This window comes from Bradyrhizobium sp. CCGB20 (assembly GCF_024199855.1).
GTDB lineage: Bacteria > Pseudomonadota > Alphaproteobacteria > Rhizobiales > Xanthobacteraceae > Bradyrhizobium.
Map to the genome: position 1 here is coordinate 5,170,217 of NZ_JANADN010000001.1, position 21,716 is coordinate 5,191,932.

Annotated in this window: 20 protein-coding genes and 3 pseudogenes; 10 read left to right on the forward strand and 13 right to left on the reverse strand. The window is 58.2% G+C overall.

What is annotated here, in order from left to right; translation table 11 throughout:
* Window positions 1–70: 70 nt before the first annotated feature.
* The 7 genes from NLM15_RS43760 to NLM15_RS23930 form a co-directional block, all read right to left on the reverse strand.
* A complete protein-coding gene (locus NLM15_RS43760; RefSeq protein WP_309144935.1) occupies window positions 71–610 on the reverse strand; it encodes a hypothetical protein in 540 nt (179 codons plus the stop codon).
* Entirely contained in the window at window positions 611–844 is a 234-nt protein-coding gene (locus tag NLM15_RS23905; protein ID WP_254119909.1) for a hypothetical protein, read from the reverse strand.
* Window positions 845–2,318: 1,474 nt separating this feature from the next.
* Window positions 2,319–2,834 (reverse strand): copper uptake system-associated protein, encoded by a 516-nt coding sequence (locus NLM15_RS23910; RefSeq protein WP_254119910.1) that lies wholly within the window; start codon window positions 2,832–2,834, stop codon window positions 2,319–2,321.
* The gene (locus NLM15_RS23915; RefSeq protein ID WP_254119911.1) at window positions 2,828–5,038 is read right to left on the reverse strand and encodes a TonB-dependent receptor domain-containing protein; all 2,211 of its coding nucleotides are present in this window, start codon (window positions 5,036–5,038) and stop codon (window positions 2,828–2,830) included. The genes NLM15_RS23910 and NLM15_RS23915 overlap by 7 nt, the downstream gene beginning before the upstream one ends.
* 54 nt (window positions 5,039–5,092) lie before the next feature.
* Window positions 5,093–5,476, reverse strand: coding sequence for a DUF2946 family protein (locus tag NLM15_RS23920; RefSeq protein ID WP_254119912.1), 384 nt, complete (start codon window positions 5,474–5,476; stop codon window positions 5,093–5,095).
* A 298-nt stretch (window positions 5,477–5,774) separates the two neighbouring features.
* Window positions 5,775–6,563 carry a sulfite exporter TauE/SafE family protein gene (locus NLM15_RS23925; protein WP_254119913.1) on the reverse strand — a complete coding sequence of 263 codons (789 nt, stop codon included), beginning with the start codon at window positions 6,561–6,563 and terminating at the stop codon, window positions 5,775–5,777.
* Between the two features lie 877 nt (window positions 6,564–7,440).
* On the reverse strand, window positions 7,441–7,659 hold the full coding sequence (locus NLM15_RS23930; RefSeq protein WP_254119914.1) for a hypothetical protein: 219 nt from the start codon (window positions 7,657–7,659) through the stop codon (window positions 7,441–7,443).
* 1,261 nt (window positions 7,660–8,920) lie between these two features.
* On the opposite strand from NLM15_RS23930, the gene NLM15_RS23935 reads away from it, so the two are divergent.
* Window positions 8,921–9,124, forward strand: a complete 204-nt coding sequence (locus NLM15_RS23935) for a hypothetical protein (RefSeq protein ID WP_254119915.1) — start codon at window positions 8,921–8,923, stop codon at window positions 9,122–9,124.
* Between the two features lie 243 nt (window positions 9,125–9,367).
* Here NLM15_RS23935 and NLM15_RS23940 read toward each other — a convergent pair whose 3' ends face one another.
* Window positions 9,368–9,691 carry a hypothetical protein gene (locus NLM15_RS23940; protein ID WP_254117075.1) on the reverse strand — a complete coding sequence of 108 codons (324 nt, stop codon included), beginning with the start codon at window positions 9,689–9,691 and terminating at the stop codon, window positions 9,368–9,370.
* Window positions 9,692–9,948: 257 nt separating this feature from the next.
* Between NLM15_RS23940 and NLM15_RS23945 the strand changes: the two genes are divergently transcribed.
* Window positions 9,949–10,596: a hypothetical protein gene (locus tag NLM15_RS23945; RefSeq protein ID WP_254119916.1), complete on the forward strand. Its 648-nt coding sequence runs from the start codon at window positions 9,949–9,951 to the stop codon at window positions 10,594–10,596.
* A 146-nt stretch (window positions 10,597–10,742) separates the two neighbouring features.
* Here NLM15_RS23945 and NLM15_RS23950 read toward each other — a convergent pair whose 3' ends face one another.
* Together NLM15_RS23950 and NLM15_RS44065 are read right to left on the reverse strand one after the other, a co-directional pair.
* The gene (locus NLM15_RS23950) at window positions 10,743–11,336 is read right to left on the reverse strand and encodes a Fic family protein (RefSeq protein WP_254119917.1); all 594 of its coding nucleotides are present in this window, start codon (window positions 11,334–11,336) and stop codon (window positions 10,743–10,745) included.
* A gap of 27 nt (window positions 11,337–11,363) precedes the next feature.
* Window positions 11,364–11,702: pseudogene (locus NLM15_RS44065) on the reverse strand (DUF4172 domain-containing protein); the annotation flags it as partial.
* A 65-nt stretch (window positions 11,703–11,767) separates the two neighbouring features.
* Between NLM15_RS44065 and NLM15_RS23955 the strand changes: the two are divergent.
* The 3 genes from NLM15_RS23955 to NLM15_RS23970 all read left to right on the forward strand — a co-directional run bounded on the left by NLM15_RS23955 (window position 11,768) and on the right by NLM15_RS23970 (window position 15,499).
* Complete coding sequence (locus tag NLM15_RS23955) at window positions 11,768–13,639, forward strand: recombinase family protein (protein ID WP_254119918.1); 1,872 nt, start codon at window positions 11,768–11,770, stop codon at window positions 13,637–13,639.
* Window positions 13,640–14,101: 462 nt separating this feature from the next.
* Window positions 14,102–14,368: a hypothetical protein gene (locus NLM15_RS23960; protein ID WP_254119919.1), complete on the forward strand. Its 267-nt coding sequence runs from the start codon at window positions 14,102–14,104 to the stop codon at window positions 14,366–14,368.
* 927 nt (window positions 14,369–15,295) lie between these two features.
* Window positions 15,296–15,499 carry a hypothetical protein gene (locus NLM15_RS23970; protein ID WP_254119920.1) on the forward strand — a complete coding sequence of 68 codons (204 nt, stop codon included), beginning with the start codon at window positions 15,296–15,298 and terminating at the stop codon, window positions 15,497–15,499.
* Between the two features lie 809 nt (window positions 15,500–16,308).
* Here NLM15_RS23970 and NLM15_RS23975 read toward each other — a convergent pair.
* A complete protein-coding gene (locus tag NLM15_RS23975) occupies window positions 16,309–16,494 on the reverse strand; it encodes a hypothetical protein (protein WP_254119921.1) in 186 nt (61 codons plus the stop codon).
* Window positions 16,495–16,759: 265 nt separating this feature from the next.
* On the opposite strand from NLM15_RS23975, the gene NLM15_RS23980 reads away from it, so the two are divergent.
* The 5 genes and pseudogenes from NLM15_RS23980 (at window position 16,760) to NLM15_RS24000 (ending at window position 20,509) form a co-directional block, all read left to right on the forward strand.
* Entirely contained in the window at window positions 16,760–17,104 is a 345-nt protein-coding gene (locus tag NLM15_RS23980; protein ID WP_254117089.1) for a hypothetical protein, read from the forward strand.
* 2 nt (window positions 17,105–17,106) lie between these two features.
* Complete coding sequence (gene ligD / locus NLM15_RS23985; protein WP_254119922.1) at window positions 17,107–18,027, forward strand: non-homologous end-joining DNA ligase; 921 nt, start codon at window positions 17,107–17,109, stop codon at window positions 18,025–18,027.
* A 178-nt stretch (window positions 18,028–18,205) separates the two neighbouring features.
* A pseudogene (locus NLM15_RS23990) lies at window positions 18,206–18,660 on the forward strand (Hsp20 family protein).
* 70 nt (window positions 18,661–18,730) lie between these two features.
* A pseudogene (locus NLM15_RS23995) lies at window positions 18,731–19,048 on the forward strand (hypothetical protein); the annotation flags it as partial.
* A gap of 291 nt (window positions 19,049–19,339) precedes the next feature.
* A complete protein-coding gene (locus NLM15_RS24000; protein WP_254119923.1) occupies window positions 19,340–20,509 on the forward strand; it encodes a sensor histidine kinase in 1,170 nt (389 codons plus the stop codon).
* A 67-nt stretch (window positions 20,510–20,576) separates the two neighbouring features.
* Here NLM15_RS24000 and NLM15_RS44070 read toward each other — a convergent pair whose 3' ends face one another.
* Together NLM15_RS44070 and NLM15_RS24005 are read right to left on the reverse strand one after the other, a co-directional pair.
* A complete protein-coding gene (locus tag NLM15_RS44070; protein ID WP_375166858.1) occupies window positions 20,577–20,678 on the reverse strand; it encodes a hypothetical protein in 102 nt (33 codons plus the stop codon).
* A 304-nt stretch (window positions 20,679–20,982) separates the two neighbouring features.
* On the reverse strand, window positions 20,983–21,450 hold the full coding sequence (locus NLM15_RS24005; RefSeq protein WP_254119924.1) for a ribonuclease HII: 468 nt from the start codon (window positions 21,448–21,450) through the stop codon (window positions 20,983–20,985).
* Window positions 21,451–21,716 lie beyond the last annotated feature (266 nt).

Below are 21,716 nucleotides of genomic sequence, written 5' to 3' on the forward strand. Positions count from 1 at the left end.
TTACAAAGTGCACATAAGCCAAAAGTTCCCAAGCTGCCGGGAAATTTTGGCAGTCTTGGAAACGGCGGGTCTAGCTCGTATCGGAGGATTTCCTGGCCCTGGCCTTTTGGCGGATGAAGCTGACCTGCAATTCTTCGCCATTTACTCGTTCAAGTTGACAGCGACGATAGGCAAGTCCTGTGGACGAAAGAAGAAGGAAGAACTCGTTCAGGGTCAGCCCCTCAATCGAGATCTCAACTTGAAGTCTTGCCCCTACATCTGAGACTTCCTTAAGGGTGCACGCGCGACGCCACGTTCCATCAATGGCCATCATCTGCGCGGGCAACGGATGCTCGAACGTGACCCGTTGGCCTTCTTGCTCTTTTTGTGCGGGCATTGGGTAAACAGAAGTGATCCCGCCGTTATATCCCCGATCAACTAAAAGGTAGTAACCGCGATCGGGAAAAGTTGGCAAATTGAGAGCCGCTTGGGCCACTGAAGTTGAAATACGAAGCGTCTGTGAAGTCGGAAGCAGGCCAGTGCCGCCCTCCTCCATTGTGAAATAGAGACGCCGGTACCCGACCAAAGCGCGCACTTCGAATACGATGACCGAAGCCGGACAGGTGAGCACCTACCTTTGCTCGTTCCGCACAAGGGACGCCAGTCTATCGAGTTGGCCGGCCAAACCGACATAGGTTCGGGCAATGTTCTTCAGAGCGGTGGCGCGGTCCTTGGAGATGTCGCTCGCGGAAGAAAGTCTCTTGTAGTGGTCAGAAAGTCTCTTGTAGTGATCAGCATGTTCGCGGCACTCAGCAATGTTGCGGTCGAGGCGGTCGGCCGGCACGATCGAGGGCAAGGAACGCATACTCTTCTCCGACATGACAACGGTAGAGAGACGGCCCCGGCTCCAGGGGCGTCAAGGTGGGTTAGGCCGGGGCCGCTCCGCCAGCTCTGGTCAGCGACCCAGCGACGATTAAAATATTCGCCCGACCTTGCAGTTCCTTTTCCGAACTGAACGGGGCGCTTTCCGTATTTTACCGCGCGGCGCTTGTTGCTGTTTTCATCCTGGGCTGGGTTTGCTCGACTCATTTTTTGACCGGCCCTTTTCTTCTGCCGACTTCACACCCAAACTGCGGACTTTGCTCACCGCGTCCGACCGCTATGCTGCGCATGATCTTTCGGCAATGCAGCCTGCGTCTCGCTACCCGCGTGGAAACCGCAGGCCGTTCGCCGCCGCCCAACTAACAATCTCGTTCAACGTCCGCCGGCCAACGCCCACGAGCTTAAAGAGGTCGCGCTGCGTCAGCGACTGGACGTTCTCCTGCGTGGCCGCGCGGCAAGCCAAGGCACGGCGCAGGCCAGCCTGCGCTCGGGGGCTCAATCCAGCTATCGACACGTCCTGTTGGGACGCATCCATCGCTAATCCCGGCGGAAAATCTGGCCACGCTCCGCCGCGAGCGCGAGTTCCGCCCATTCGCGTGCAAGCCTTTCCCAGCCCTCACGATCGACGGGGTTGAGGCTTCGAGCTGCCTCCTCGCGGCAGGCCGCCGCCTCTTTGTGGAATTGCTGAGCGGACGATGTCATCTGCGCATAGTGTAAGAACTCACCAGGTACTCGATCTTCATAGTTGCCTCGCGCGTTTTAGCGCTTGAGTGGGGCTGACCTTCGCGATCAGAACGCCAACCACGCCAGTACCGCGATGATCGGGACGATCGCGATGCCGAAAATAATCAACGGCGAAGGTTCATTTCCAGTACGGTCACTCATCGTAGGCTCCTTACAAGACAAGCCCCGCAGCGGCGGCGCCACGGGGCTCTCAGTACCGACACCTCAGGGGGCGGAGATGCCAGTACCTCAAGTCACCAACGGCTCGGTGTCAGCCTCGTTCCTACTCGAGGGTCAGTGCGGCTTTTGCGGCTGATCGCTTTGCGGCCTTACGGCCATATTGCTGTCCGGCATTTTGTCTCGCCCCTGATCGCCATTGTCATCCTTCCCGCCGGACGTAGACGTGCCGCTACCACTGCGCGAGCCAGGTGACATGCCAGTCGTGCTGCGCGGATCATTGCTCGGCGCCGTGGAGCTGGCCGCGGGATCACCGGTGACCGATCCTCGCCCACTCGGAGCGCCGCCTGTTTGCGCCGAGGCGCCGGCAGTCGAAAGGACGATCAAGCTTGCTGTCATCAACGGGACTATTTTCACGGCGAACCTCCAGAGTTGTTGCGCTCAACCGGCGCCTGTGTCGTCCGTTCCTATCGTCGCGCCTTCTTCTTTTATGGAATGCCCGCTTTGGGCCCATTAGCAAGGCGACTTGAGGCCGTTCATCACCGCCATTCGGCCGATCATTTCGGTGGATGCGAGTTGCCGTGTGGTTGATTGGAAGGACTGTCCATCGTCACCATTCCCTCGAACCGGGAAAACATGGCCACGCGTTGGGGATCGGCCTTGCTCTCCGCCGCCGCGAGATTGCGCTCCAGTGAAATCGCTTCCTGCTGCGGAACTCCCGCATGCCTTAGTGCTTCACGCGATCTGATGCCGTCACCGGCGCAGAGCGTGATCACCCAGGACGCTTGTTTGCGGTGAAGGAGAGCGCGGCCGCCCATTTCGCCTTGCGTCCAGTCGGCAATGGCGAAACCACCGGCAACCACGATTGGAGATACGTTGAGGACAGCGTCCGGCTTGTCGAACATGCCATGCAGTAGTCCTTCGATTTCGGCCTCGGCTCCCGCTTCCGTCGCTGGCACCGCAGCGCTGGCTAGCAGAACGAACACAAGCGAAAGCGCTCGAAGGCTCGCCGTGATCAATTCTCTGCCAGAAAAGAACACCGAAATGCGGCGCCGATCTCTTGTACTCACCATCGATACCTCACGCCGGCGTAGACCGCCCTGCCGTTGCCAGGTTCGAACAGAGGTGATGTCGGTGTTGCCCGGTCAATGATGCTTGCGCTCGCGATATAGGCCTTATTAGCGATGTTGCGCGCCTCGATGTAGCCCGTGACCGGACCGCCATTGTCGAAGCCGGCCTTGAGGCCCCAAATCGCGTAGGCCGAACTGATCAGCGTGTTGGCGCTGTCGACGAAGTAAGCCTGCGGCACCCATTCCAGATTGGGTCCGAAATAGAACCCAGTGGGATGCTTGTACAACAGCTCGGCCCGGATGAAGTGCCGTGGCGCCCCCGGCAAAACGTTGTTGCCAAAGGTCGGATCATTGTCGAAGTGAAAATCATTCAGCGTGTAAGCGAGATTCAACCAGATCTTGTCAGGCGCCGCTCCGCCGACGAAAATGTCGCGGAAAATTGCAGCACCGGCACCGGCTTCGATCCCCTGATGAATGGTTTGATCGGCGTTAGTAACATTGCAGTTGCCGAACGTGCTGAAGAGGCACTGCAGTTCGTTGCTGATGTTGGAACGATAGAGGGCAATCTCCCATGCGTAATCCGGCCGCTTCATGCGCGTTCCGACTTCGTAGGTTGTGGCGGTTTGCGGCTTGATCAGAAAGAACGGAATGGTAGGCAGTGTGGGACTTAGGAAGTTCGGGCTCACGCTCTCGCCAAAGCTAGGCACCTCAGCGCTACGCGAGATGTTGCCAAACACCTGCCAGGTTGGATCGACCTGCCATAGCAGGCCGACCTTGGGGCTCCACAGGCTAAAGGTGCTCCGACCGTTGACGTCGCCATTGGTCGAAAAGTTCACTTGCTGATCGCGTACCGCGAACAGGTATTGCGTGCCCGCCACGAATGCGACGTTCGGTACGAAGTAGAACGAATTCTCCGCATAGGCGGAGTAATTTTGCGGCTTCTGCAACAACGACGAGGTCGGCGTCCCCTTGAAGCCGCCCACATTGACGAATTGCTGCGCATCGATGGTGCCGTTCAGGATGTTGAAGCCGGCGACGAATCTGTTGCGGTATCCTCCGACGAAGCGATCATCCGTGACCTTTGCGAAGGCGCCATAGTCTTTGTATCGGTAGTCGAGCCATTGAAAGATCGGATGCATCAAGTGCCGATCGACCCCGAACGCCCCGAGCTCAACCTGGGTATCTTCCAAGCGAATAGTCGTCTTGTTTGCTAAACGCACGGTATCGATATTGCGCTGCCAGTCGTTGGCGACGTTGATCGGAGCCGCCGAGGTCGGCGAGGTCAGCGCGGTGGTTCTGTCCACGCTACCCGGAATGCGCTGGCGTACTTCGTTCGCGTTGAAATAGAACCGCGTTTCGACGTCTGGCGATATCTGATAACCGATATTGCCGTTGATCCGGTTGCTCGATCCGAAGCTGTGATCCCGAAAGCCGTCGGATGCCTGCGTCGAGGCAGTGACAAAGCCATCCCATGGGCCGTTCGCACCGCCGGCATTGGCTTGCAGCCGCTTGAAACCGAAGGCGCCAAGATCGAAGGACGCGCCGTTTGGAAGCGGATCGCGACCAGTTGGGATGACGAAATTGATGGCACCGCCCAGAGAGTTAGCCCCGTATTGCAGCGCGTTGCCGCCCTTGTAGACTGCTACGTATTTGTAGGCCGTCGGATCGATCTCTTGAAAATCACCGTAGCCATCTGCCGTGTTGATGGGAATGCCGTCCATGTAGAGCTGGACGCCGCGCAGATGGAAATTGCGCGACAGGCCGGAGCCGCGGATCGACAGGCGGGTGTCGTCACCCCATTTCGGCTGGGCGAATACGCCCGGGACGTAGTCGAGAATGTCCTTGATCGTGTTCGAGACTGTCGAGTTTCTGTAGGCCTCGGCGGGCACGATCGCCACACCGCCTGGTGTGTTGTTGATCTCTTTAAGGGCCTGCTGTGCAGAGAGAACGCCGAGCACTACGCGCGATGCGCCTATCTGATCGCCCGCCGATTGGACCGGTGCCTCCGGCGCTCGTCTGGCACGCGCAATGCGCGGTGAACGGGTCGCGTCCCGGGATGGACGGCTGGTCGCATCTCGCTTTTGCTGAGGTGCTTCAACGGTCACGGGCGGCAACTGCTTCTGCCCGCTTGTTTGCGCGTATACAGGTGAAGAAAGGATGGCGCTGGCGAGCGCACAGGCTCGTAGCCGCCTGACGGCGGATGACATGTGTCAAAACTCCCAATTGAACTGACGGTTATTGGCGCTGCTGTAGCGCTGCTGTCAGATCAGGAAAGGAGGTCCGCGAGATTGGTGATCGTGCGAGCGAAACGCCGCAACAAACCGTGCTTCAAACGCAACGGCGATGACCAACTCAACATATCGACGGTCAGCAAGGGCAGCTTGTGGTGACGGAAGCGCGGTCGGAGTGTGATGTCCGGCGCATGACGGACAGTGTATCGCGAGCTTCTTGCCGTTCTTATCTGTGCCAGTCCGGCCGGCATCTAAATTGCCACTGCTGCTACACAATTCGTGAGCCGCCGCGACAGCAGCGGGTGAAACGCCTGCAGCCAGGATACTGGAGAGGATGAGATTGAAAAGGAGTGCGTAGGCCGCAATGAATGCGGCCCCGCAGCCGATCCGCCGCTTGTAACCGAACCTCATCATCGCCTGATCCCCATAGCAGCGCTACCACAGGGCACGGGCGAGTCAAATGCGCGAGGAGTCGCATTCGGCTGATCGTGTGCTTAGTGTTGCACCACTACCACTAACCTAGGGCTTTGCGTTGCACACGCCACGCTGCCGGGGGGCCGGAAGGAACCGCGATTGTGTCCCAAGCAGTTCGCGTGACATTTGCGGGCACTAGCTTACCTCAGTGTAGCCCGTCCGGCACTTCCGCCCTGGGCCCAAGAGCAGAAGCCACCTCGCCTAACTGACGCGCCGGGAGCAAAACTACTGGGTGAATTTAGTGATGTTTCCAAACCTTCACGGCGGAAATTACCAAGAGGGCCGCCAACCCCGGCAGCAATATCGAGCTTGGCACCAGCCCTACCAATAGCCCGCCGATGAAGGTCCCGACGATTGATCCCAGCGCCATGACAAGCAGAAATCCCCGGTTAGCGCGCAGGACGCCAAAGCTCCGGTCCCGGCTATATCGCGCGAAGCCGACAAGCATGGTCGGTAGGCTCACCGCAAGCGACAGACTGCCAGCCAGCTTCACGTCCGCGCCAAACAGCAGCACCAGCGTCGGGATCAGAAATTCGCCGCCAGCCACCCCAAGCAGCGAAGCGATCACACCGATGACACCCCCGGCCACGACGCCAACCACGACCAGCGGCACGCCCGTGAACGCTGGCGCGTTCGCCGTGACGTCATGAGCAAAAAGCAGCACGCCTGAAATCACAACCAGCAGCGCCGCAATGATCTTATAGAGCGTTGCAGTCTTCAACCTAATTGCCCAGGCGGCACCAGCGTAAGCCCCGGCAAGGCTGCCCGCCAGCAGATTGATGATGACAGGCCAGTGCGCGGCGATCTCCGCAAGCGGCACGGTTCGCGCCCGGAACGGCAGCGCGCTTGCCACCACAATAAGACTAATGGCCTTATTCAGGATCACGGCTTCCAGCCCATGAAAGCGGAACAAGCTGATTAGCAGCGGTAGCCGAAACTCAGCTCCGCCAAGGCCAATAAGGCCGCCTAGCGCGCCAATGGTTGCGCCAGAACTAAAGGCGGCTACGCCGCAGCGATTTTCGGGCATGAGAGCACAACGGATATGCGTCTAAGCGCTCGTTCGACGTGCCCATGATCCGTCGTGGCGGGAAGCTTCACACCTGCTTACGGCAGGCCGTGGGGCATGCAGCGATCCTATTTCAGTTTTCCGGGGTCCACAACTGACATGAACGCGCGATCTAAGCCTTGAAGCGGCCTGCTCGGTCTCAGTCGACCTGTTGTTGCGCTTGAGACTGCCCAGAGGGTTTTCGGACGCTAATCAGCGCGATGTCTGAGATGGGGTCACAAGCAGCAATACTCTGGTTGACAAAAAATTTCTGCTTAGATCCCAAAACCCGACGTCGGCGCCCTTATAATCAGTCGCCCTGAGGCTCTGCCGAGCTCCGATTCGTCCATGCTTTTGGTGTCGGAGAACAGTCCATATATGCGGAACGAGCGCTAAGACGCGCTACCACTTAAGTCTACGCCGCCCATTGACTAAGCCGCCTAGGCCGCGCGCACGCCCCAGCGGCTGGCTCGGCAACCGAGTAGCGCCTATCTCCCCATGACTAATAACGTCCCCCTCGCCCGCCGCCGCGCCGAACGCTCATCGCGCGGCATGCGTCGTCACAATGTGGAGTAAGGGACGATCATCGCTCCCTACCCTCGTGTAATGTCAGGTAGCTGCACCCCTCCTCCAAGCCGGCCTTACTCGTTGGGGCTGCTCTTAATTCGCAGAACGTGCGCGGTGCAATTATTGGGTCTGACTTGGCGTGCCAGCCCTTCGACATTGCTACCTTGGCTATCAGAGCGATTTGTAGTTCCCAGCGCTCTTCCGCTGTGCGCACCATTCGGTCTATTACACCTAACCCGTAAAGTCCGCATTGGGAGATAGCCGTAGTACTACGCCGCCAACTGAGGCGGTCTTACTTTTCCAACTGCCGCAAGAGTCGATCCCGATGTTGAACGTGCTGCTGCTGAAGACCGTAAAAGTTTTCGAGCAGCTTCCGAGATTCCGTCGTGTCATGGCCATTTGCAGCCAGTTCCGTGATCCGATCTTCCTGCTCGGCAATGTGCCGCTCGCCTAGCGCAACGTGCCTCCTTGCTTCAGCCTGGCGATCCATCAGCATCTTGCGGTCGATCAAGAGGACCTCCGGTTACTTTCTGGCTCAGACTGTATGCTGGCAGAGTCCATTGGCTCTTGCTCGAAAGGGAACGGCTCTTGCGTTTTACGGTCGGCGAAGCCATCCGCAGATGAAGATGCTGCGAGCAGTTCCCGACTTCGCTGAATGAGATCGAGAGTTTGCCGCATGTGCAGCGCCTCGAACATAGAAGGAGCCCAATAAACGAGAAACTGAGCCATAGCTGTGCTCCTTGTTAGCAGGCGGGAGCACGACCGAACTCTCAGCCACCGACGCCTACGGACAGAGCCTTGGCCGGTGATGGAAAGACAATGCGCCGTCTAACCGTTGATTGCTAGTTGAATTCGGGGCATCGACCACCAAAAAGAGATCGCAGGGTAAAATGCCGGCGACACTGAAATTTGCGGGATGACGTGCCCAAAGGGAACGACAGCAGCATGCGGATCTTTGAGTCCTCGCCTGGCTCCCGAGTTGGCGGGAACAGTCCGGTCTATCCCCGCTCACTTCCCTTTTGGGCTGGTGCGGTCAGCGCGCATTGAACCTTAGCATGGCGCGTTCAGACACACCGGTATCGGGATTTTACGATCTCCCTCCCGGGGCTGGACGACCGCCGCCTGCGCTTCGTTTAAGCGGGCGGCGTTTTTGCTTTCTGAAGCCGCTTCGCTCATTTGTTAGACGCTGGCTTTCCGAGAGTGCCTATTCGAGCCGGTAGCTGCTCCTGCCCTATGAGGCAGCCTGTCCGAGGGACCAAGCATTATCAAGCCCTCGGCCGATGCTGGGGCCCAGCAGACGGTGTTCAGCCGGACCGACATCAATTCATTCTCGAAAATGTTTGAGCATCTGGAATCTAGGAACCCGCGGAAAACCATCGTGTTTCGCCAACGTCACGATTGGCAGCGTTGACTGGTCCCGGCGGAGACATTCTCACGTGATCCGCCGGGGCCACTTTTCTTCAGGGTACCTGATTAGGGGACAGGGCGAAGTTTCGGCGACGCGCGTCGTCGACTGACTTGTGTGTGCGGCGGGCTGCCTCAGTCCCACGAGGTAATGCTTGTCCGGAGGCCCCAGCATCATGAGGCCCCCGGCCGCCCAAGCAGGCGCTGGCCGCTTTCAGACCGAAATGCACTCAACCCTTAACATTTGGCAAGGAAATCGGGCTCTGCGCCTGTTAGTTGTAGAAGCATCACCGCGCGGCTCGTGGCATTTGTCGGTGATGAGAACGCCTTCACCGCGCTCCCGCCCAACGAAAACAGGGAGTAGCGCCATGACAAAGCAACGACGTCGGGTCAAGCAAACCCAGTCTTTGGAAGAACGTCTTGCCGGCGAAGCGATCCGCTTGCGCCAGAAGGCGAAGGATACCCCTCCGGGCATTGAACGCGATCAGCTACTGCGGCGGGCTCGCCAATGCGAGACCGGCTCGCACGTGAGCGACTGGCTGCGGTCTCCAGGATTGCAGCCACCGAAATAAGGCCATGATCCAAGAGCCTCAGGTCGATCCCTACTCAGTCCACGCGCGCGTTTGCCTTGGCATTGCCGCGGTCGGCTTCGTGATCTTCGTCGCCGGACTGCTTATGAGCGTTTTCTAGCAAGGCCGCCTCAGTTGGCGGCCTCTTTCTCATGGAGAGCACGATAAGAGTTGCTTCCAAGAAGCAGGGAGGCCCGCCAGCATCAGTTCTCCACTCCACGACCGGCAGTAGCTCGCGCGCTCGATTTATGTCTGGTCTTCGCCGTCATGGTTTCTTGTACCGGCCGCCTTCCGACGCTTCTTCGTCAGTCGCTTGATCTGATCAACGGCCTCGATCAGGGGCGGCGTCAATGAGAAGAATGCGCCTAGTGCAACGGCTATGATGGTGTGACGGATCGAAACTCGGTCATCGTCGGCGAAATGATGGCTGTTCTGATCAACTTGTACAGGAGAGAGACCTGCGGAGTTAGACCCCTCCGCTCTCCGCGGTTTCCGAGGCGGGGTCATCACAACGACAAACAGGACGTTGATCAGTAGCCAAATGCCGATGATGACAAAAAAAGCCTTCATATAACCGCGCGCAAAAATGCCAAAAGGTAAGCTAAGCCCGCTCTTTGAGGCCGCGCAAGCTTACTTCGCAGTCAACGCGCAATTCGGTTAAATCTTACCGACAGCCAGCATCCTACACGGAAGATAGACCGCAGAGTTGATTTCTGGCCTGAGGCTCGCACCTGTTACCGAGCATACGAAAACTGTAGTTCGCCGCCGCTCCAGTCGAACGCTACCCGCTAGCTCGCTCTACCAGCTATTCAGGAGGCACAACGCCGATGGTTTCGATTCCGCTAGGGAGCCACGGCGCCAAAGGCCAAAAAATATCAATGCAAGTTCAATTGGTTAAGAATGGCGAAGAATCGCTGTTACACAGTTTGTGTCACAGTCCGCCGCAATGTTTGTTCTCGCTGCGTTCACGTGCCATAAGCCGCCCCATGACAGAGCCCACCCTCACCCGCCGCCGCAGCGACAATCCACACCAGAAGGGGTGGCAGATCTACTTCGGTGACGTGCGTGTCGGCACGATCGGCACGCGCGCCGGCGTGCCTACAACCGTCAGTCAGTGGGCTTGGTCGTGCGGATTCTATCCTGGTCTGGAGCCCGGCCAGCACCGCAACGGAGCGGCCGAGAACTTCGAAGCCGCCCGGGAGGCCTTCGAGACGCATGGTCCGAGCTGTTGCCCACCATCCCCGACCGCGCCTTCGCCGAGTGGCGCCACGATCGTGATTGGCGGGCTTTCGTTGCGACCAAGCGCGCGCGGCGAGAAGCTCGACAGCGAGATCCCGAGCACGCTGATGCGCTGCGTCTGCGGTTCGGAGTTTGACAGCTGGAAGCCGCAAGAGAGCTACCCCTCACCGCCAGCACATCTTTGCTGCGCAAGCGGCCGAAAAAATCCCGAATCGTACAAGGGCGCATACTCATAAACGTCCGCCTACCAACACAAAGGGAAGTCTGCCACATTGAGCGTGATCGGCGGCTTGTGACCCATAGCGGGCTTTGTCTCAGCCACCTAACTTGGTTGGTCTGCTCAAGCAGACTTGCCTCACCAGTCACTGTCTTTCTACATTGGTTAGGCGATCGTCCGGTCAGCTCGCCTAATGGCCTGGCTTAGGCAGGCTAGAAACCACAGTATCCAAGCGGAGATATTGAGGTCTGACTTTTGCGCCTTTTCGAGCTCTTCGTAGTATCGTTGTCTCTGGGAGTAGATCTGAGCCGACATGGCATAGAATCGTAGCGACGTCCGATCGGATCGGGCTAGCAGCGTCTCGCTGATGGCGCGCCCAATGCGCCCATTCCCGTCCTCAAATGGGTGGACGGTCACGAACCAGAGGTGCGCCAGCGCCGCCCTGATAATCGGATCAAGCTCTGCGTCAGCACTACACCAATCGAGAAAGCGGCTCATTTCACCATCCAGCCTCTCAGCGGCCGGCGCTTCAAAGTGTACCCGCTCGCGTCCGTCAGCGTTTGAGACAATTAGCATCGTTCCTGCCGAGACGTCCCGCCAAGCTCCCACAATGATCTTCTTCCTGTTGTTGCGGCCGGTTGGAAAGAGTGATGCGTGCCAACTGAAGAGCCTCTCTGCGGTAAGTTCACCGTCGAACCTATGCGTGGCGTCCAGCATCATGTCGACCGCGCCTTCGACCTGACGGTCGGCCGGCGGCAAGGCATCCTCATATTTGCCAAGGCGCCAGGCCAGGAGGGAACGAACGTCATCTCGCCTAAGCGCTTCTCCTTCGATTGCGCTCGATGAGACAATTTCATCAGTCAGAGCCTGTAATAGGGTTTGTTCCCGTTGTGAGTTCGACAAGGCTTGCATTCGACTGTTCAGCTCGCTCCGCCGTGCTCGGACCTCCGTGAGCTGATCTGCAATGATATGTGGGTCCCACCGGAATCGGGGCCAATCAGGTCGCTGGTGTATGTAGAGCGGCATCACTGCCTCCCAGGTCAACGTCCGCGCGTTCAATCTCCGCAGATTGTGCGGCGAATGCAGTAATGAACGTCTGCTCGTGGGCGATTGGATTCTTGTCATTGGGGAGTATGATAGAAATGTAATAATCACATTTCTAAGGGATCGCTCTCGCTAGAGGAATGGCTGTGAATACGGTCAGCAACGGCGCCGCACTTATACGAGCAGTGCAGTACTTGCGCATGTCATCGGAAAATCAGCGATACTCCACAGAGAACCAGCAGAACGCGATTGCAGAGTATGCGACCCGGAACGGCTTCCATATCGTTGAGTCGTACATCGATGCTGCAAAGAGTGGGCTTTCTCTCAAAGGTAGGAAGGCGCTACAGAGGCTCCTCAGCGATACGCTCGCCCCGCAGCGCGACTTTGATGCCATTTTGGTTTTGGACGTCAGTCGTTGGGGACGATTCCAGAATCCAGATCAGGCCGGCTACTACGAGTTTCTGTGCAGGCAAGCCGGGGTGATGGTCGTCTATTGCGGTGAGCCATTTGGGGAAGAGATTGTTCCGATAAACACCATCGTGAAGCACCTCAAGCGCGTGATGGCGGGGGAATTCAGTCGCGAACTCTCGGAGAAGATGTCTCGCGCTCACCTCCAGCAAGCGCGGCTTGGTTTTCGCCAGGGCGGCTGCCTTCTTTACGGATTCAGACGCCTCCTCGTTGATGAGAATCGAAAGCCGCGACAGATCCTGAATCGAGGCGAACGGAAAGCAATCAGCAACGACAAGGTCCTTGTTGTCCCCGGTCCTCCCGAGGAGCTGGCTGTTATAAGGAGGATATTTCGTCTGTATGTGCGTGACGAGCTGTCCGCAGATAGGATTGCCGAGCGCTTAGCGAAAGAGGGCGTGAAGGGGTATGGTGACAAGCCTCTGAGCGGGCCAACCGTCTTGGAGATACTCCATAGCGGACTGTGCATCGGGCAGATGACGTACAATGTCACGACGAAAAAGATGCAAGCTTCGTCGCGTAGAAATCCTGAGCGTCTATGGACAAGATTTCGTGCCTTCGATCCCATAGTTCCGCCTGCTCTATTTTCTAAGGCGCAGGAACGATTGGCGCGCTTCCGAAGGCGCTGGACAACCGATGAAGTTAGAGCAGGTCTGGAGCGGCTGCTCATGAAAAAAGGACGCCTTTCGCAGGCGATCATCAATGAAGATAAGAATATTCCGTCTGCGAGCTTCATCGCCGAACGGTTCGGCTCGCTACGCGACGCTTATGCAGCGATTGGCTACGCGCCACCGAATGCGCTGCCATTCGGCATGAACGGAAAATGCTGGAGCAGCAAGGAAATTTTGATTGGACTTCAGAAGCTGCATCAATCCAAGGGTTACGTATCTCACCATCTCATCGATAAATGCCTGGACTTGCCAGCAAGCTATTCGATTCGAAAGCGCTTCGGCTCGATGCGCAACGCAATGGAGCGGGCCGGGCTGCCCGTGTTGTCCCGCAGCGAGGTGTCGCGGCGGATTTGGCAGCGCCGACGGGCAGCCGGCACCGATCAATGCTTCCTTGGTGTCCAATGGACGGACACTGCACTCTTGCGGGCTTTGCGCCAGCTCGAAAAGAAACACGGCTACGTGTCGCACAAACTGGTCGACCAAAATGGTGAAACGCCCAGCACATACTATTACACCAAACGGTTCGGTTCACTGACCAAGGCTAGAGAGCTCGCTGGTCTACCCAAGCGCACGCCTTCTGAGATTTTGCAGGCGGCTCTAAAGCGCAAAAGAGAAGGTAAGATGCTTACGCAAAGACGCCGCTTCCCAGAACAGCGCGCTCACCTGCGGTATCGTACAGATGACCTTTTGTTTGGATTGAAGAAGCTGGCGAGGCGCAAGGGAAGGATTTCGGCATTCTTGATCGATGAAGATCCTGGCCTGCCTTCGGCTTTGACGTTGATACGATATTTCGGATCACTCCATAAGGCTTACCAATTGGCCGGCCTTGTGCGGCTTGATGATAAATATCCCGTGCGGTTCGGTTGGCCGCCCGGAAAGTAGCAGTGGTCTGCTTGTGGCCCTTAGCGGACTAGCTGGTGCCAACTGGCGATGACCGGTTTTGAAGACTAAACGGACACGGGCCCTACCTCCGCGCCGGCTTATCGAATTTAAGAGTACACCCCATCGCACCCGCAAGGCTATCAAGACAGTCGATGCTGGCGGACTTCTCCTGGCTTCATTTGCAAGGCCGCCGCATCCTCGGCGCTCAACTCCCGCTGGACTAGGCTGGCCGTCCAGCCCTCGGGGATCGCATCGAGCACGTAGTCGACAGCGTTGTCGCGCTCCGTCGCTGCAAGCCAAATCTGGCGCTCGCCGCTGTCAGTTATCACCCGCACCAAATGAACCCTTTGCATGGGCCTATAAGCACAACAATGCGCGTTGGTTGCATGGCAACCCTAGCTGAATTAGGCAGAACTCCATATTTGGAGTTAGGAAGATTGGATCAGATATGGAAAGCCGCGCATGAAGCACGTTGAGGCCCTCCCCTACTCCGCCCCTGAAGCCGCGGCCCGAAAGCTCGTCGAACTCGCCGCCAGCATTGAGCCGGTGCAGGACGGTCGGATCTATATCGAGCGCATCAACGCGCCCTTCTTATTCACGCTGAAGGCCAGCGGCAGCGAGTTCGGCGCCGGGATTCGGTATGCCGTCGAACGCGGGTGGCTGATGCTTCACGAGAGCGGTACATATGTGAAGCTGCTCCCGTCTGGCGAGGAGCTCCTCGCCCGGTAGGAGGGCATCTCCGGCGGGAACGCGCTCCAACGGAGGCGGCGGGTGCCCCATTCGTCCCAAATTAGAACGCTGCCGGGCTCGAAATACGCGTCCCAGCAGCGTCTTATTCTCTAACTGAGCTCTGAAATCCCAGTTGGCTTCAACTTTGCAATGGGCGTGCCACAGGCTAGTGACCAAAGCAAAACGGCCTCAAGCAGGTCCGGGGCTGGCGCGGACGCTGAGGCCGTTCGGCGCAGCCCCCCACAAATAGGCGCGCGCTGCATATTTTCCCGTTCGCGGCCGGATTCGCAAGGAATACTTGGACTAATTGTACAATAATAGGCTCGAATGGAAGCGTCGCGAGCTGCTGCCCATCTAGGTTTGGACAACAGAGCGGTACTGTCCGTATTTGACCCCAAGTGTCCTAAGTTGATTTTGGCAGTGTCCTAATAGCCAAATCCGCCTTTTGAGCGGTTCCCGAAAAGTTCGAGCCGCGCGCAAAAATATAGTCCCCGGCTCGTTAACCTAAGTTGTCGTCGCGCGGTGCCGATATTGTACGGTTAGTCCATCACCGCACGGTCCGTGGCATTTATCGGTGATGAGAACGCCATCACGCGCTCCCGCCTTCCTCTCATGGAAAGGAGCGCGCCATGACCCCGCGTCGGCGTCGTTTCAAACAAATCGAAACATTGGAAACACGGCTAGCGGCAGAGGCCATGCGCTTGCGTGAGGAGGCAAGAAACGCCTCCCCAGGTATTGAGCGGGAGCGCCTTCTGAGGAAGGCCCGCCAGTGCGAGACCGGCTCGCATGTGAGCGAATGGCTCCGGTCGCCCGGACTGCAGCCACCGAAATAGCCAGCATTGTCTTGCTTCCGACCGCAGCGGTTTGAATTTGTAACTGGCCGTTTTTGACTTCTGGTCGCACGCTGGTTCCGGGTAGGAACTGGCAATGACGCTGGATCAAAGAATCGCTTTGGCGCAGCGCCACGTTGATCGTGGCAGGCTCATCATAGAGCGCCAACGAGCGCTTGTTGCCCAGGACGGGACACCAGCTTCAATCGGCCTTCTAAAACTGTTCGAGCAGACCCAGCACATGTTCGAGATGGACCTTGCCGACCTACTCAAGAGGAAAGCAGCCTGCGGACCTCCATAGGCACATTCTGTCTGCGTACGCATTGATCGCGATGAAGGAAGCTGATTTTGCGAGGTACGTGCAACAAGCGCAGAATTGCTTGGATGAAGCCGCGAGGGCCACAAACCAAGTCGACAAACAGGCTTGGTTAGAGCTTGCGGAAGAGTGGATGGCCACGGCGCGGAAGGCTCGTGGCGGCGGGCCATCGGAGCATTAAGCCAAGTTGCAACTTGGCGATCTTCGACCGTGAACTCAGAGGACGCGATTGATGGCGCCTATATCGGAAGGCCAACAGGCCTGATCGCCGAATCTTCCTAGACATCAGTAGGTCTTGGCGCCCCCTTAACCGCCAAGGCTCCCAACGGCCCCGGCATCTGGTTGTGCTGGGGCCGCTCTTTTCGCGCAGGTGAATGCAAAAAGGCCGCCCTGGGGCGGCCTCAGTTTTCAAGCGCTGATCTAAAGTTTGTCCTGAAATATGCCCGCCGCCAAGCTCAAGCTGCGAACTGTCCCGGGTACGCAATACATTCGAAATTTAAGAACCTGCCCGGCAAGGGAAGGCTATCGGGAGCCCTGCGACGCAGCACTAACTTATGCGAATCGGAACCGGGAAAACTTGGCAATTATTTTCCGAAACAGCATTCGCAATGTGCTCAAACGAACAGAAGCGCAGCTAGGACAGCGTAAGGTGAAACCGCTTGGCTTTTTGCCAAGGGCCAAGCATCCCCAAGGGCCCCGGCCTCACACCCTCAAAAGCCTCCGGCCGGGGCCGTCTTGCGGGCTAACGACCGACCGCCATCATCTTTTCGAAAACTGCCGCGGGTGTGTTATATTCACCCGTCGCTGCGCTTCATACCTTCCGCAATCGCATGCTCGACCTCGGCGGCGAGCACGCTCAGGTGATCTGCCAGTCGGGTAAATAGTTCTCGCTTCTTTGGGTCGGTCGCAGGATCTCGGATCAGCGCACACTCGGCTGCTTCCTCGCGGAGCTTTTCCAACTGAGCCCGCATATCTTTCATTGCAGCTACTCCAGTCCCGCCAACCGAACTCTATAGCCAATGTTCACGAGTGAACAGAACAGATTGCCAGTTTTTCCTAGGCTCGCGGCGCCTGACGATCCCCATACCGCCAAGGCCTCCCAGTCGCGCCAAAGGAACGACAGCGGCGCGCGGACAGTTGAATCGTCGCCAGCTCCCTGCAGAGCTGACGGAGCGGCCCCGGCCTTAACCCCAAGCCTCTGCGAGCCGGGGCCGTCTCTCCGCCGTTGCTGTATCGGAGTAGCCTATGCGTTCCTCGCCCTCAATCGTGCCGGCCGACCGCCTCGACCGCGACATCTATCTGGTGGCGGACGACTTCGGGCGCGCAGGGAGCGCTTGGCGCGAAACCGACATGGAATCGGCAGACCTCGAGACGGTCCTTCAAGATCTTCTCGCCGGCGAGTATCGACGGCCGAGCAGGGTTGCCTTCAACACGTCGGAGCGCTGGTCAGAAGACGTTTCCGAGGACGTTGCTCGCGAGATCCAGCATCAGTGCAATCTGCAGCTCACCGACATTCCTTCGAATCTCCAGGAATTCGTCGATCGCTACGCTGCCCAAGACACGCGGCAATACAGCTCGCGCTTGGTCTAGCCGTGGCATTTCAACGGAAAAAGCACGAAACGCTGGGCATCAAGGCGCCCTTTCCCGGCTTCATCGCGCCGGCCCTGGCAGCCTCGATCGATCGCGTGCCATCCGGCGAGCGCTGGTTTCATGAGATCAAGTTCGACGGGTATCGCGTCCAGGTGCATCTCGCTAACGAAGCCGTCACCGTATTCACCCGCCGGGGGCACGACTGGACCAAACGCTTCAAGAAGGTCGCCGACGACGCCTGGCACATTAAGGCGAGCTCGGCCATCATCGACGGCGAAGTCGTGGTACCGGCCGCCGATGGCAGCACCGATTTCTCCGTCCTGCAGAACGAGCTAAAGGGCCGCTCGACCAAGATCGTACTCGTCGCCTTCGACCTGCTCTACCTCAACGGCCGGGATCTACGGAAAGTCCCCCTGCTCCAGCGCAAGGCCGCGCTGAAGAAGATTATCGCCGGCAGCGACGTCCAATTTAGCGAGAGTTTTGAGATCGACGGGGGCGAGATGTTCGCCCATGCCTGCAAAGTCGGGCTGGAAGGCGTCGTCTCCAAGGTGCGCGACAGCGTCTACCCGGTCGGCCGCAGCAATAATTGGGTCAAGAAAACATGCTCCCAGCGCGAGACGCTCACCATCGCCGGCTTCGCCCTCGATGAGGGCAAATGGGACGGCATATATCTCGGTAGGCGCAAGGGCGAGGACCTAGTTTATGCCGGCAAGGTCGACCACGGCTTCGACAAGACGTCAGCCGCCGAGTTGCGTAAGAAGCTTCAACCGCTCGTCCGAAAGACACAGCCCTACGCCAAGCGGATCGCACACAAAGGCATATGGGTCGAGCCGAAGCTGCTTGCCGAGATAGAGTACCGCGCTAAGTCGGCCGAGGGGAAAGTACGGCATCCTTTCTTCAAGGGGTTGCGCGAGGACCTGTAACGGCGGTGATCGGTAGCAAGATTTTTTCAACCCCCTCTTGAAACCAAAACCGGCTTTGCTAATTTTTTTGTCGCCATCTGACGATGGCATCCGGGCGCCTGATGGGCCCGGGCCAAGAGACGGGCACCGATTGTGTCCGGTCGGCTCGTAGACATCTTGCTCTTAGGAGGATTTGGCTATGCGCACCTACGATTTCGCCCCTCTCTGGCGCTCGACCGTTGGTTTCGACCGCCTTTTCGACCTCGCAGAAACCGCTCAGCGGGCCAGCGAGGACAATTACCCGCCTTACAACATCGAACGGCTGGTGGATGATCGCTATCAGATCTCGCTCGCGGTGGCGGGTTTCTCGCCCGACGACATCGTCATCACCGCCGAGCAGAACGTGGTGACGGTCGAAGGCAGCAAATCCGACAAGGCTGAGCGTGATTTTATCGCGGTATCTCGACCCGCAGTTTCAAGCGGCAGTTCAACCTCGCCGAATATGTCCAGGTGAAAGGCGCCGCGTTCGACAACGGCTTGCTGACTATCGAACTCGTTCGCGAGATCCCGGAAGCCATGAAGCCGCGCCGAATTTCCATTGGCGATCTCTCGGCCGGCAACGGGCGGAAGCTGGAAGCCAAAACCGCCGCTTAACACGGCTTCTTTGGAGCCGCGCGACAAATCGTGCGGCTCCTATCTATTCGTCAATGAAAGGGAGAGTACCATGCGGCCGACGACCGCCGACGACAACCTTTTTGACTTCGACGCGCTGCTTCATCCCGGCTCAGTTTTCGAGACACCCAAAGACGTCGTGAATCACCCGGCCCTGACGTTGGCCGAGAAACGCGCAATTCTGGCATCATGGGCGTCCGATGCATCTGCGATAGCTTCTTGTCCGTCGTTACGCGCGCCTGCTGGGCTCAAGAAGCCGGTATCGATCGACGACATATTGGACGCCCTGTGCGCTCTGGACGGAGGTCCTCGAACGCCACCCGGTGGAAAACCTTACCGCCTTCGTTCGATCGAACGCTCGGCTGCGGCGGCGGAGGCCCAGATGATGATGGACGAGAACCCTGGCACGCCTTCGTGTCCATCACAACAACATCAGCCGCTCCCCCGGTCCCAGGATCAGAGCCTCAGACGACGGTCGCGTAGCGACACCTGCATCGGGTCACCGGCTTCCAACGGGCTTGGATCATTCGCTACCCGATATGCGCGGCGCGTACTCCTAACGTCAGCTTTAGAGGATCAAAGCGGAAGCCCCCGCTTGGTCGAATGCTCAACGGAATTAAGGCGCTTAGGCACCATCCGGCAGGCAAGAAGTTAGAGGCTAATGGAAGACCGCTCGACCGAAGCTACTAAAGGCGACGCCCTGGATAAACTCCGGCGCCACATCCGCATTTTGGTCGATATTGGTCGTCTTTCGATGGAAGACGCGGATGTCGATCGCTTTTTGGACCAAGCTGTGCTACAAATTGCCCGGGCCGTGGAAATCCATCACGTAAAGGTTCTTCAATATCGTCCAGACTCGTCCGACCTACAGTTGATTGCGGGTGTAGGCTGGAAGGAGGGTGTCGTCCGCACCGCCACGCTTTCGGCTGACCTTCGGTCGCCGCCTGGTCGCGCATTCCAAACGGCTGAACCTGTCAGCATCAGAGATTTCGGCGAGCAGGAGGAGTTCGTTCGCTCCGAGCTTTTGGCGGAGCACGGCATTGTCGCCGTCAGCAATGTCCCGGTGCTGATCGGCGGCGCGGCATGGGGCGTGTTGGAGGTCGATAGCACCAAACCGAGAGACTTCTCGCAGGATACGACCGAGTTTCTGACCGCCGCCGCCGCGCTGATCGGAGCGGCGCTGCGCCGCGACGCGCGGCCGGATAAACATGCGCGCCTTATGGCCGCGATCGCCGAAGCTCAAAAGGGGCAGATTCTGCTTCGGGAAATGCAACATCGGGTCAAAAACAACTTTCAGCTTGTTCTGTCGTCGATCTCCATTCAAAAGCGCCGCTATCCTGATCCAGAGTCCCATCGCGCTCTGGACCACGTGGCGAGCCGCATCAACGCCATCTCGTTGGCACATGATCAGCTTGCTCCTCGTCAAGAAGGACAGATTGTCAGACTCTCCCATTACATTCGGGCTCTGTGCAGCGCGATCCGCAATCAAGTTGAGGAAATCGAAATCGATGTTGAGTGCGATGAACTCGAATTAACCATCGACCGCGCCTTGCCGGTTGGCCTTATTTTGAATGAGACCGCGATGAACAGCATTAAGCATGCGTTCGGCGCAAAGGGCGGCAGGATTAAAGTGAACCTGGTAGGAGGCGTCGGCTTTGGGGAAGCCCGTTTGACAGTGTCCGACAACGGACGCGGCATTCAAAACCTTAACGAAAACGGGTCGGGCCTTAAGTTGATTGCCTCTCTTGCGAGACAGATTGGCGGGACCGTCGACCAGAACAGCGGCGACGCCGGCACAACAACAACGCTCACATTTCCGCTGATAACATGATAAAGGGGGACTGCTGAAGGAAGCCGGCTACCCGCGGCGCGGTTCTAGGGCGTCGTCTTTTTTGCAACTATCCTGAGCTGAAAGCCCATGGCGGGAGCACACTGAGAACAGTTGAAAACTTCGGAAGCTGTTCGTCGCCGAAAGCACGATAGATGCTCGTGCGTTGCAAGCCGGTTTGCCTTGCGATTTCCGAAATGTAGCCGACCCGTTCCCGATCGCCCTGAAACTGTCTGGGGTTCAGCGAAGTGAACGCGTCGTTTAGCTCGTCAGCGAACCGCGAAGAAATGACCGGGGAGTATTGTCATTCTCGGCCCTCCCAACGAAGCCGCCCCACGATAGTCCAAGAGCACGATGCCCACGTCGACGTCTTGGCGAATACGGTCGCTGCCCCCGAAGACATCAGGCGGTGCGGGGAAGTCGATCGGTGCTCCCCGCTCGCCGAACTGTTTGGCACCACTAGGACGGATGTACTCCTAGCGCCAGAGCGTTCGCATCAGCGCATCGCGCGAGACCTTAGCCAAAAAGGAGGCGGCAGCGATGCTCGCGGATTTGGTGTCGCCCCTGATAATCGCCTGCTGCGGGATCGCTATCTCTTTTAAGCGTTTCGCGTCGATCAGGAGATGCTGCGGTGTTACTCTCAGCCCTTCGACAGCCCGCATCGCGAGGATGCCCGCCCAGTAGATGTTGATGGTGTCGATTTCCTCAAGCTCCACAAACGCGACAGACCACGCCGCTGCCTTTTCCTTGATTTCTTTCGCAAGAGCCTCACGCGACTTCGCATCCAGCCTTTTCGAATCGTCAATGCCGGTTATGCGCGTGCCGGGCTTCAAGATAACTGCGGAGGCCGAGACCGACCCCGCACGCTGGCTCATTCCGGCCTCATCGACACCCGCAACGGCATCCTCCCCCTCGTCCCACAATGGCGTTTCAAAGCCCAGCATCTTGCGAAGCCGCTGTCCTTCGGACCGGTTTCGAAAGCGCCGCTTTTCAATAAAGGCGGAGATAGCCCGCGCTCCCGCGCGGCTGTCAGCGCTTAGGATTTCCTCAAGGCTCGCTTCAAGAGGCCTGCCTTGATGACATACCGCTGACGTAGATCTTCGAGTGAATAGCGGGTCACGGCAGCCTCGATGCGGGGACTGTCGGTGGTGTCGCCAAGCTTTGTGGGGAATGTCTGAAATTCACTGTCAAGGGAATGGAACGAGGCGCC